Origin of the sequence: Bradyrhizobium ganzhouense, assembly GCF_049949285.1 — a bacterium.
Taxonomy (GTDB): Bacteria; Pseudomonadota; Alphaproteobacteria; order Rhizobiales; family Xanthobacteraceae; genus Bradyrhizobium; species Bradyrhizobium ganzhouense.
In genome coordinates this window covers 422,123-433,867 of record NZ_CP181318.1, presented here as the reverse complement: position 1 = coordinate 433,867, position 11,745 = coordinate 422,123, and the positions used below count along the sequence as shown (strand labels likewise).

The window sequence follows — 11,745 nt, the reverse complement described above, 5'->3', positions numbered from 1 at the left end:
CACCGGTATCATCGCCCGCAGGCAGCCGCACAGATTGGAGCTGGAGCAAGGGCAGATGGCGGTCAAGACGGACCAGCGCGGGAACAGTCGGGTTGTTTTCGAACGTGGAGTACCGGCCCAGATGATGGGGATCGACGGCACCTGGCGGCGCGAATGCACAATGGAAGACGTCTCCGAGAGCGGCGCCAAGCTGACCATCGACGGTTCGGTCGAAGGTCTGCATCTGAAGGAATTTTTTCTCGTCCTGTCGTCCACCGGATTGGCCTACCGGCGCTGCGAACTGGCCTGGGTCAATGGCGACCAGATCGGCGTCAATTTCCTCAAGCAAGGCGACAAGAAGAAAAAGTCGCGCTCCACAGCCGTCGGGGCGTGAGGGCAACACACGTCGTACAACCGTCACGGCGGGTGGTTAAGGCCGTTGAGATGCAGTGCGGTCGAGTCCGGTCCGTGCTAGGATTGCTGCAAACGCGAATTTCAGAGGTTCGAGAAGCGAAGCATGTCCGTCAAACCGACCAAAGCCATGGTGCTCGCCGCAGGATTCGGCGTGCGCATGCGTCCGCTGACGGACAAGATGCCGAAGCCGATGGTGCCGGTCGCGGGCCAGCCGCTGCTCGACCACGTGCTCGACAAGCTCGCTCAGGCTGGCGTGACCGAGGCGGTGGTCAACGTGCACTATCTGCCGGACCAGATCATCGATCACACCGCAACGCGCCAGCATCCACGCGTGATCATTTCGGACGAGCGCGACCAGGTGCTCGGCACCGGCGGCGGCGTGGTCAAGGCGCTGCCTCTGCTCGGCGATGCGCCGTTCTATCACGTCAATTCCGACACGCTGTGGATCGACGGCGTTCGCTCCAATCTGACGCGGCTTGCGGAAAACTTCGACCCCGAGCGCATGGACATCCTGCTGCTGATGGCGCCGACGGCAACCAGCATCGGCTATAGCGGTCGCGGCGATTACGGCATGCTGCCCGACGGTGCGCTTCGCAAGCGCAAGGAAAAAGAGATCGTCCCGTTCGTCTATGCGGGCGCGGCCATTCTGTCGCCGACGATCTTCACTGATGCGCCGCAAGGCGAGTTCTCGCTGACCAAAATGTTCGACCGCGCCAATGAGCAGGAGCGCCTGTTCGGCCTCCGCCTCGACGGCGTCTGGATGCATGTCGGCACGCCGGATGCGGTGCATGCCGCGGAAGAGGCGTTTTTGGAGAGCGTGGCGTAGGCCGCTCTCTTGTCCCGGACGCGGTGCGGCGCGAAGTGCCGCTCCGCAGGGCCGGGACCCACTTCATCTGCACTTGCGGAACGAAGCGACCTGGGCCCCGGCTCAGCAGCGCATCACTGCGTGCTGCGCCGCGTCCGGGGCACGAGAGCGGTGTAAAGCGAACAGCGGGGACGATTTCGCCCCGGCCCATGTCCATTTGAGTCCGCCTCCCTATATTGGCGCCTGATTCTCGAATCAGGCGGCTCATGCGCGTTTTCAGCGTTCCCCTCTCAGTTCCATTCCTGCGCACCATCGTCACCGCCCTGCTCGACGGCCGGCTGGTCGACGGGTTCGAGGCGCGCAAGGAACCGGCGCGACTCGCGGACGCCACGCTGTATCTGCCGACCCGGCGCGCGATGCGCGTCGTCCGGGAGATCTTCCTCGACGAGATGAAGGCGGAGGCCGTGGTGCTGCCGCGCATCGTTGCGCTCGGCGATATCGACGAGGACGAGCTCGCCTTCGCCGACGAAGGCGAGCAGTTTTCAGGCGCAACGCCGATCGAGATTCCACCGCGGCTCGGCGAGCTCGAACGGCGGCTGACGCTGGCGCAACTCGTTGCCGCCTGGGCCAAGGGCCCGGTGCTGGCGCCGCTGGTGGTCGGCGGCCCCGCTTCGACACTGGCGCTGGCCGGCGACCTCGCCCGCCTGATCGACGACATGGTCACGCGCGGCGTCGACTGGAGCGCGCTCGATGGGCTTGTTCCTGATAACCTCGATCGCTACTGGCAGCACTCGCTCGAATTCTTGCGCATCGCCCGCATCGCCTGGCCCAGCCATCTCGCCGAGATCAACCGGATCGAGCCCGCGGCGCGACGCGACCTCCTGATCGCGGCGGAAGCCAAGCGCCTGACCGCGCATCCCCATGGCCCCGTGATCGCGGCCGGCTCGACCGGTTCGATGCCGGCCACCGCAAAATTCCTGCATGCCGTTGCCTCGCTGCCGCATGGCGCCGTGGTGCTGCCCGGCCTCGACACCGATCTCGACGACGACGCCTGGCGCACCATCGGCGGCGTGCGCGATTCGCTCGGCAAATTCGCGGAGCATCCGGCCTCGAACCATCCGCAATATGCCATGCACGCGCTGCTGGACCGCTTTGGCATCAGGCGCAGCGACGTCGAGATCCTCCAGCCGCCTGCCGACGGCGGTCGCGACCTGCTGGCCTCCGAATCGATGCGCCCCTCCGCCAGGACTGAAGTCTGGCACGACCGGCTGAAGCAGCCGGACGTGGCCGCGAAGATTGCCGGCGGCATGAACAATCTCGCGGTGGTCGAAGCCCCCAATCCGGAAATGGAGGCGCTCGCCATCGCCATCGCCATGCGCGAGGCGCGGCATCTCGACAAATCGGCAGCACTGGTGACGCCGGATCGCGCGCTGGCGCGGCGGGTGATGGCCGCGCTGACCCGGTGGGATCTCGCCTTTGATGATTCCGGCGGCGACGTCTTGATGGAAACCTCCGCCGGCGTCTTTGCCCGCCTCGCGGCGGAAGCGGCAACCAAGGGATTGGAGCCGCCGACGCTGCTGGCGATGCTGAAGCATCCGCTGTGCCGGCTTGGCCGCGCGCCCGGCGCGTGGAAGGCGGCGATTGAAGGCCTGGAGCTCGCTGTGTTGCGCGGCACCCGCCCGCCGGCAGGCACTGGCGGCCTGTTGCGCGAGTTCAACCGCTTTCGTGAAGAGCTGGCAAAGCTGTGGCGCAGCGAGGTCTCCGCCTTGCACCACGCCGAACCTCGCGCACGCCTCAAGCCGGAGGACCTCGATCGCATCCAGGCCCTGATCGACGCCCTGCAAAAGGCATTGGCGCCGATCGAAAGTCTCGCGTCGGCAAAGCCGTTCGACTTCGCCGAGCTTGCGCATCGCCACCGCGAGATCATGATCGAGCTGTCGCGCGACGAGCAGGGCATTCCGCTCGCCTTCGAGGAGCGCGAGGGCCTGGCGCTCGCCAGCGCCTTCGACGATCTCCTGCGCGGCGGCATGACCAGCGGCTTGATGGTGACGCTGCCCGACTACGCCGACGTCTTCCAGACCGCGTTCAGCGATCGCGCGGTACGGCGGCGGGACAAGCCGGGCGCGCGGCTGCAAATCTACGGCCCGCTGGAATCGCGCCTGATGCAGGCCGACCGCATCATCATCGGCGGGCTGATCGAAGGCGTCTGGCCGCCAGCACCGCGCATCGACCCCTGGCTCAGCCGCCCGATGCGGCACGAGCTTGGTCTCGATCTGCCGGAGCGGCGTATCGGCCTCTCGGCGCACGACTTCGCGCAGCTGCTCGGCGGCGACGAGGTGATCCTCACCCATTCCGCCAAGGCCGGCGGCGCGCCGGCGGTGGCCTCGCGCTTCCTGCACCGGTTAGAGGCTGTCGCGGGCGACGAACTCTGGAAGGCGGCGGTTCGCGCTGGCGAAAAATACGTGCGGTTCGCGGGCGCGCTGGACCAGCCCGCCGAGGTCACGCCGGTCAAGCAACCGGAGCCACGGCCGCCGCGCGCGACGCGGCCGCTGAAGATGTCGGTCACAGCGATCGAGGACTGGCTGCGCGATCCCTACACGATCTACGCCAAACGCATCCTGAAGCTCGATGCGCTCGATCCCGTCGACATGCCGCTTTCGGCCGCCGATCGCGGCTCGGCAATCCACGATGCACTTGGCGAATTCACGGAGACCTATGCTGCGCGCCTGCCCGACGATCCCGCGCGCGTGCTGCGCGCGATCGGCGAGAAGTATTTTACACCGCTGATGGAACGGCCCGAGGCGCGGGCGCTGTGGTGGCCGCGCTTCCAGCGCATCGCGCGCTGGTTTGGCGAATGGGAGACGGCGCGGCGTGACGTCATCGAGGCCATCACCGCGGAAACGCACGGCGAAATCTCGATCAAGCTCGACCATGAGCGCAGCTTTGTTCTCACCGCCCGCGCCGACCGCATCGAGCAGCGCCAGGGCGGCGGCTACGCCATTCTCGACTACAAGACCGGCCAACCACCGACAGGCAAGCAGGTCCGCATGGGCCTGTCGCCGCAGCTCACGCTGGAAGCGGCGATCCTGCGCGAGGGAGGCTTCCGCGACATCGACGCCGGCGCATCCGTCAGTCAGCTCGTCTATGTCCGCCTGAGCGGCAACAATCCGCCGGGCGAAGAGCGCATTCTCGAGCTCAAGTACAAACCGGGCGATGAGCCGCAGCCGCCGGACACTGCTGCAGCGGAGGCGCGAGCCAAGCTGGAAGCGCTGATCCGCGCCTTCGACGACGAGAACCAGCCCTACACCTCGCTGAACCTGCCGATGTGGACGAACCGCTACGGCGCCTATGACGATCTCGCCCGGATCAAGGAATGGTCCGCGGCCGGCGGCCTGGGGATCGAGGAATGGTAAAGGCTCCGCGTCCCATCCCGGATGAAGTGCGCGCGCGGCAGGCGCGGGCCTCCGACCCGACCGCGTCCGCCTTCGTGTCGGCCAACGCCGGCTCGGGCAAGACACATGTGCTGGTGCAGCGCGTGATCCGCCTGCTGCTCTCCGGCGTGCCGCCTGAGAAGATCCTCTGCATCACCTTCACCAAGGCCGCCGCCGCCAACATGGCCGAGCGCGTGTTCACCACGCTTGGTCATTGGGTGACACTTGACGACACCGGGCTTGATGCCGCGATCCGCGCCGTCGGCATCCCGCATCCCAGCGCAAAGCTGCGCCGCGAAGCGCGAAAGCTGTTCGCCTGCGCGCTGGAGACACCAGGCGGGCTGAAAGTGCAGACCATCCACGCGCTGTGCACCCGCCTGCTGCGGCAGTTTCCGTTCGAGGCCAACGTGCCGGCGCGCTTTTCCGTCATCGACGAGCGCGACCAGACCGACATGATGGAGCGCGCCAATCTGAAAGTGCTGCTTGAGGCAGCGCGCGATCCGGAGACCGTCACCGGCCGCGCGCTACTGACGGCAATGGCGAGCGCCGCCGACGTCACTTTCAAGGAGGTCGTGCGCGAGGCGTGCCTGAGCCGCGACCACTTCATGGCCTGGACTGACGATGCCGGCAACGCCGGCGCCGCGGCTGAACAGATGGCCGTCGTGCTGGGTGTTGATGCGAGCGACCGCATCGAGGACGTCGAGACCGAAATACTAAACGGTCCGCATCTACCAAGAACAAGATGGGCTCAAACCGCCGAGATTCTTGATACCAGCACCAACGCAGACAAAAAGCAGGCCGATCGACTACGTGGTGCACTGTCGTACTCAGGCTCCGACCAAGTAGACGCCTACCTAAGCGTCTTTTTGACTGATGCCGATCGAACACCACGTGCGACTGTGATTACCAACACTTTCGCGACAAAAAACCAAGCGATTGGTAAGATGTTCGAGAACGAAGTGTCCCGCCTCGGTGGATTGATCGAGAGACGCCGCGCGGTGACCATGCGCGACCGCACCGCGGCCCTGCTACACATCGCAACGGCCGCCGCCGCAAACTACCGGCGCGAGAAGCAGGAACGCGGGCTGCTCGACTACGACGACCTCATCGACAAGACGCTGGCGATGCTGAACCGCATCTCCTCAGGCTGGGTGCATTACAAGCTCGACCGTGGCGTCGATCACGTGCTGATCGACGAGGCGCAGGATACGAGCCCGCGGCAATGGGACATCGTCGCGCACATCATCTCTGAGTTCACGGCCGGAGAAGGCGCGCGCGAAGGGTTGAACCGCACGGTCTTCGCCGTCGGAGACGAGAAGCAGTCGATCTTCTCGTTCCAGGGCGCCGAGCCCCGGGAATTCGACACGCGCCGGCGCGAGCTTCACCGCAAGTTCACGGCCGCAGGGCTGAAATTCGATCCGGTCGCGTTCACCTATTCGTTCCGCTCGGGCGCCGCGATCCTGCACTCGGTCGACCACGTCTTCCGCGAGCCCGCAATCTACAAGAGCATCCATTCGGTCGATATCGGCCATCCCCTGCACAATGCGCTCGCCGATGCCGGCCCGAGCGTGATCGAGCTGTGGGATCTTGCCGAGGCCGACGACAGGCAGGAGATCGAGGGCTGGCGCGCGCCGTTCGACGGCGTCGCCGTCACCAGTCCCGAGGTCAAGCTTGCCCGCCGCATCCAGGCCGAGATCAAGCGGCTGGTCGAGAGCGGCACGCTGACGGGACATGAGGGCGAGCGGCGGCCCTTACGCTACGGCGACATGCTGATCCTGGTGCGCCGGCGCGGCAATGCGTTCGACGCCGTGATCCAGGCGCTGAAGCATGCCAACGTTCCCGTCGCCGGTGCCGACCGGCTGAAGCTGACCGAGCACATCGCGATCATCGATCTGATGAATCTTGCCGACGCGCTGCTGCTGCCGCAGGACGATCTCGCGCTGGCGGTGGCGCTGAAGAGCCCGCTGTTCGGTCTCGATGACGACGATTTGTTCCAGCTCGCCCATGACCGCAAGGGATCGCTGCGCCGCGCGCTCTGCGAGCATGCAGCTGGAAGCGAGAAGTTCGCGACCGTGCTGCGACGCCTCGAGGCCTGCGAGATCCGTGCGCGCGAGGAGACGCCGTTCGCCTTCTATGCCTGGCTGCTCGGCGGTGACGGCGGCCGCGCGCGTATTTTGCGCCGGCTCGGCCATGAGGCCAATGACGCGCTCGACGAGTTTCTGGAACTGGCGCTGAACTGCGAGCGCAAGGCACCGGCCTCGCTGCAGGGTTTTATGGCCTGGCTGCGCTCGGCCGACACCGAGGTGAAGCGCGACATGGAAATCACCCGCGACGAGGTGCGGGTGATGACGGTGCATGGCGCCAAGGGTCTCGAGGCTTCGGTCGTATTCATGGTCGACACCACGTCGTCGCCCGCGGACTCGCAGCGGGTCCGGCTGATCCACGTGCCGCGCGGCAATGGTGGCGAGGTCGTGGTCTGGGCCGGGCGCAAGGCGGACGATCCCAAGCCCGTCGCCGACGCGCGCAAGGCGATGCTGGAGGAGACCGAGGACGAATATCGCCGCCTGCTCTATGTCGCGATGACGCGCGCGGCCGATCGGCTGATCGTCGGCGGCTGCCTGCCCGGCAACATGAGAACCGTCCGAAAGCTGAGCTGGTACGACCTGATCGACACCGGGCTCACCGGCTCCGGCCTGGACAAGCAGACGATAGAAACGCCGCTCGGCAAGGTGACCCGATTCGCCCGTCCGGAGGACGTCGCGGCGCTGGGCACGCCGGCGACAAGCGTGGACCGGACCATCACTCTGCCGGACTGGCTGCGGACACCGGCGCCGCGTGAGACCATCGACGACGATCTGGTGCGTCCCTCCGGCCAGCCGGCCGAGGAAGGCCGCAGCGTACGATCAAGCGAATCAGTCCAGTCCCGCGCCCTGGCGCTGCAGCGCGGCACGCTGGTGCACCGGTTGCTGCAGTCTCTGCCCGACATCGCCGCCGCGCGCCGGCGCGAGGCCGCACTTGGCTTCATGACCCGCAATGCCGGCGACTGGCTCGATGCCGATCGCGTCTTGCTGGCCGACAAGGTGCTCGCCCTGATCGCCGAGCCGCGCTTTGCCCCGGTGTTTGCCGAGGGCAGCCGGGCGGAGGTCGCCATCGTCGGGAAACTCGACCGGCCGGGCCGCCCGCCGGCGCTGGTGTCGGGGCAGATCGACCGGCTGGTGGTTCGTCCGGACGAGGTTCTGATCGTCGATTTCAAGACCAACCAGACCGCCCCCAAAAGCGCTGCGGAAGCCCCCGCCGCCTATGTCCGGCAACTTGCGCTGTACCGGGCGGTGCTGTCGCGGCTCTATCCCCAAAAGCCGATCCGCGCCGTCCTGCTCTGGACAGAGGCCCTTGAATATATGGAGATTTCAGCCCCCGCGCTGGACGCGGCGCTGGCATCCCTTCATGTCGGCGTGAGCGTCCTTGACCCGGCAAGGGGCCGTTCATAGGTTGGGCCCATGATCCCGGGCGCGATTCCACGTCGCGCCGATTCTCTTTCAACCGAGTGAGGTACTCCAATGGCCGTTGGCAAGGTTTCCGATACCGATTTCGAAGCCGAAGTGCTCAAGGCGAACGGCCCCGTGGTCGTCGATTTCTGGGCCGAATGGTGCGGCCCCTGCCGCATGATCGCACCCGCCCTCGACGAGATCGCCGGCGCGATGGGCGACAAGGTCAAGATCGTCAAGCTCAACGTCGACGAGAGCCCGAAGACCGCGTCGAAGTACGGCGTGATGTCGATCCCCACCCTGATGATCTTCAAGGGCGGTGAGATGGCCTCCCGCCAGGTAGGCGCAGCGCCGAAGGCGAAGCTCCAGCAGTGGATCACCTCCGCGGTCTGATCCGCGTCGCGTCCGATTAGATTTGTGCGACGGCCGGCGAACAGCCGGCCGTTTTGTTTTGCCCTACTTCATCCACCCCGTCGCCAATGCATTCGCCAACTCCGGCTGATTGTTGCGGCGGGCCAGCGCAGCCATCGTTTCATGGTCATAGGCGATCTGGCGGAACGTGACCTGCCAGGCACTGCCAACGTGTTCGAGGATCGCATAGCGCGCGTGCGGCGTGCCGGCTTCGACCAGATGCGGGAACGGATGCACGTCGCGATAGCCGGGACTGCCGACGCTGCCGGGATTGACGATCAGCCGGCCGTCGCGCAAGCGCACGGCGCGGGCAAGATGGGTGTGGGCGCAGAGGATCAGCGACTGCGTGACGCCTTGCGCGAATTGCTCGATCCGATCGAGCGGCGATAGCGCCACGGTGCCGTCGGGGTGCACAGTGTCGAGCCAATAGACTTCGTCATTCTCGGGTGTCGCGTGACACAGGAAGACCTGATCACGGAACACACGAATCATCGGCTGTGCGCGCAGCCAGTCGAGCTGCGCGGCATTGAGTGCGTCGTAGGCAGGCCGGTCCCACGAGCCCATCTTCTCCGGCGGACGGTCGAGCAGATGGCGGTCGTGGTTGCCGAGCACGTGCACGGCATCGAGCGTCATCAGGATCTCGATGGTGCGCTGCGCATCGAGCGGGCCGCTCAGCATGTCGCCGAGATTGACGATGTCGTCGATGCCCTGGGCGCGGATGTCGGCAAGCACCGCCTCCAGCGCGAGATAGTTTCCGTGGATGTCGGCAATCGCGGCAAAACGCATTGGCTTCTCTCTTGCCCCGGACGCAGCGCAGCACGTTAGTGGTGCGCTGCTGAGCCGGGGCCTATGTGGCGGCATTCTGGGTCCCGGCTCTGCGGAGCAGCGTTGCACGCAGCACCGCGTCCGGGACACGAGAGCTTATGCAGGTGGCGTGCCGTTGAGCCCCAGCACATGGCCGGCAAGATAAAGCGAGCCAGTGATCAGGATGCGCGGCGGCACTTCGTAGGCGAGCTTCGACAGAGCGCGCAATGCGGCCTCGACGCCGGGGGCGATTTCGACGCGCATGCCGAGGCTGCGGACTGCGTCCGCAAGACGATCGACCGGCATCGCGTTCTCGGTGTCCGGAATCGGCACCGCAATGATGTGGCGGGTGAGGCCGGCAAAATTGGCCAGAAACGCCTGCGCATCCTTGTTGGCCATCATGCCGGCGATGACAACCAGCGGCCGCGACACGCGCTCCTCGAGGTCGCCGAGCGCGGCGGCGGCGACGCGGCCGCCTTCGGCATTGTGGCCGCCGTCGAGCCAGATCTCACTGCCTTGCGGACCCCAGGAGAGCAACTCGCCCGAGGTGAGCCGCTGCATCCGCGCCGGCCATTCGGCACCGACGATGCCGGCCTCGCATGCCGCCTGGTTGATCTTGAAAGTCGGGATCGCCCGCAGCGTCGCGATCGCAAGGCCGGCATTGTCGAACTGATGGCGGCCGAACAGGCGCGGCGCCGCGAGATCCATCAGGCCGCGCTCGTCGGAATAAACCAGACGTCCATGCTCGACATTGACGTGCCAGCTCTCGTTCGCGGCAAACAGCGGCGCGCGCATGCGCTTGGCCTGCGCCTCGATCACCGCCATCGCCTCGCCCGTCTGCTCCGCGCACACCACGGGCACGCCGCGCTTGATGATCGCGGCCTTCTCGCCGGCGATCAACGCCAGGGTGTCGCCGAGAAAATCCATGTGGTCCATGCTGATCGGCGTGATCACGCAGGCCGCAGGTGTATCGACCACATTGGTCGAATCGAGTCGGCCGCCGAGGCCGACCTCGAGCAGCACCGCGTCGGCAGGATTTTGCGCGAACAGATGGAAGGCGGCGGCAGTCTTGAGTTCGAAGACAGTCGCAGGCTCGCCGGCATTGACGCGCTCGACCTCTTCCAGCGCCGCGCGCAACTCGTCGTCGGAGACGAGCACGCCGCCGCCGGCGCGGCCGAGGCGGAAACATTCGTTGATGCGGACGAGATAGGGCGAGGTGTAGGCGTGGACGCGCAGGCCGGCGGCCTCCAGCGTCGCGCGCAGATAGGCCACCGTCGAGCCCTTGCCGTTGGTGCCGGCGACGTGGATCACCGGCGGCAGCTTGCGTTCCGGATGGCCGAGCCCTTCGAGCAGGCGATGCATCCGCTCGAGCCCGAGATCGATACGCTTCTGATGCAGGGCCGACAGCCGCCCGATCAATGCATCGAGCGACGGCTTTGCGCTGTCAGAGGGCGCGTTCACGCGTGGGGCGCAGCCGGCGCCGTCTCGGGGGCCGATACGATCTGCGCCGGGCTGACGACCGGTTGCACCGATTTCGACGCGCCTTCCTGCGCCGGCGCCCTGGTCAGCAGACGGCACAGCCGCGCCAAGGTCGGACGCAACTCGTGGCGATGCACGACCATGTCGACCATGCCGTGCTCTTTCAGATATTCGGCGCGCTGGAAACCCTCGGGCAGCTTCTCGCGGATGGTCTGCTCGATCACGCGTGCGCCGGCAAAGCCGATCAGCGCGCCGGGCTCGGCGATCTGCACGTCGCCGAGCATCGCATAGGACGCCGTGACGCCGCCAGTGGTCGGGTTGGTCAGCACGACGATATAGGGCTGTTTTGCTTCGCGCAGCATCTGCACGCCGACCGTGGTGCGCGGCATCTGCATCAGCGACAGGATGCCTTCCTGCATGCGCGCGCCGCCACTTGCTGCGAACACGATGAAAGGCGACTTCTTCTCGACCGCGAGCTCGAGCCCGCGCACGAGGGCTTCACCGGCAGCCATGCCGAGCGAGCCACCCATGAAATCGAAATCCTGCACGGCGATGACAACACCGGCGCCTTCGAGCTTGCCGTAGCCGACCTTGACCGCATCGTTCAGATTGGTGCGCGCGCGCGCGTCCTTGATGCGATCGACGTATTTCTTCTCGTCGCGAAACTTGAGCGGATCGGGCGTGACGTCGGGCACGGCCACGTCGAACCAGGTCTCGTTGTCGAAGATCGACTTCAGCCGCGCCACCGCGCCCATGCGCATGTGGTAGTTCGAGCCGGGGATGACGAACTGGTTGGCCTCGACGTCCTTGTAGAACACGAGCTGTCCGGAATCCGGGCACTTGATCCACAGATTCTCCGGCGTCTCCCGCCGCAGCATGTTGCGGATCTTCGGCCGGACCACATTGGTAAGCCAGTTCATGGTTTGCTCCGATGTGC

At 66.2% G+C, this 11,745-nt stretch carries 8 protein-coding genes; 5 read left to right on the top strand and 3 right to left on the bottom strand.

The features are described from left to right. The first annotated feature begins 55 nt into the window (after positions 1–55). The 5 genes from ACLFLU_RS02075 to trxA all read left to right on the top strand — a co-directional run bounded on the left by ACLFLU_RS02075 (position 56) and on the right by trxA (position 8,507). The gene (locus tag ACLFLU_RS02075; RefSeq protein ID WP_426410710.1) at positions 56–373 is read left to right on the top strand and encodes a PilZ domain-containing protein; all 318 of its coding nucleotides are present in this window, start codon (positions 56–58) and stop codon (positions 371–373) included. 123 nt (positions 374–496) lie between these two features. Further along, positions 497–1,219 carry a nucleotidyltransferase family protein gene (locus ACLFLU_RS02070; protein WP_426410709.1) on the top strand — a complete coding sequence of 241 codons (723 nt, stop codon included), beginning with the start codon at positions 497–499 and terminating at the stop codon, positions 1,217–1,219. Positions 1,220–1,464: 245 nt separating this feature from the next. Next, positions 1,465–4,611, top strand: a complete 3,147-nt coding sequence (gene addB, locus ACLFLU_RS02065) for a double-strand break repair protein AddB (protein ID WP_426410708.1) — start codon at positions 1,465–1,467, stop codon at positions 4,609–4,611. After that, positions 4,605–8,117, top strand: a complete 3,513-nt coding sequence (gene addA / locus ACLFLU_RS02060; RefSeq protein WP_426410707.1) for a double-strand break repair helicase AddA — start codon at positions 4,605–4,607, stop codon at positions 8,115–8,117. The genes addB and addA overlap by 7 nt, the downstream gene beginning before the upstream one ends. Positions 8,118–8,186: 69 nt before the next feature. Next, positions 8,187–8,507 (top strand): thioredoxin, encoded by a 321-nt coding sequence (gene trxA / locus ACLFLU_RS02055; protein ID WP_007598398.1) that lies wholly within the window; start codon positions 8,187–8,189, stop codon positions 8,505–8,507. Between the two features lie 63 nt (positions 8,508–8,570). Here the strand turns inward: trxA and ACLFLU_RS02050 are convergent, their stop codons facing one another. The 3 genes from ACLFLU_RS02050 to accD form a co-directional block, all read right to left on the bottom strand. Further along, the gene (locus ACLFLU_RS02050; RefSeq protein ID WP_426410706.1) at positions 8,571–9,311 is read right to left on the bottom strand and encodes a metallophosphoesterase family protein; all 741 of its coding nucleotides are present in this window, start codon (positions 9,309–9,311) and stop codon (positions 8,571–8,573) included. A gap of 135 nt (positions 9,312–9,446) precedes the next feature. Next, entirely contained in the window at positions 9,447–10,790 is a 1,344-nt protein-coding gene (locus tag ACLFLU_RS02045; protein WP_426410705.1) for a bifunctional folylpolyglutamate synthase/dihydrofolate synthase, read from the bottom strand. Continuing rightward, the gene (accD, locus tag ACLFLU_RS02040; protein ID WP_426410704.1) at positions 10,787–11,728 is read right to left on the bottom strand and encodes an acetyl-CoA carboxylase, carboxyltransferase subunit beta; all 942 of its coding nucleotides are present in this window, start codon (positions 11,726–11,728) and stop codon (positions 10,787–10,789) included. Before accD ends, ACLFLU_RS02045 begins: the two co-directional genes overlap by 4 nt. Positions 11,729–11,745 lie beyond the last annotated feature (17 nt).

Bases quoted from the DNA above. Each gene is read 5' to 3' on its own strand.
- ACLFLU_RS02075 (WP_426410710.1), top strand. From the start codon at position 56: ATGGCGGTCAAGACGGACCAGCGCGGGAACAGTCGGGTTGTTTTCGAA.
- ACLFLU_RS02070 (WP_426410709.1), top strand. From the start codon at position 497: ATGTCCGTCAAACCGACCAAAGCCATGGTGCTCGCCGCAGGATTCGGC.
- addB (WP_426410708.1), top strand. From the start codon at position 1,465: ATGCGCGTTTTCAGCGTTCCCCTCTCAGTTCCATTCCTGCGCACCATC.
- addA (WP_426410707.1), top strand. From the start codon at position 4,605: ATGGTAAAGGCTCCGCGTCCCATCCCGGATGAAGTGCGCGCGCGGCAG.
- trxA (WP_007598398.1), top strand. From the start codon at position 8,187: ATGGCCGTTGGCAAGGTTTCCGATACCGATTTCGAAGCCGAAGTGCTC.
- ACLFLU_RS02050 (WP_426410706.1), bottom strand. From the start codon at position 9,311: ATGCGTTTTGCCGCGATTGCCGACATCCACGGAAACTATCTCGCGCTG.
- accD (WP_426410704.1), bottom strand. From the start codon at position 11,728: ATGAACTGGCTTACCAATGTGGTCCGGCCGAAGATCCGCAACATGCTG.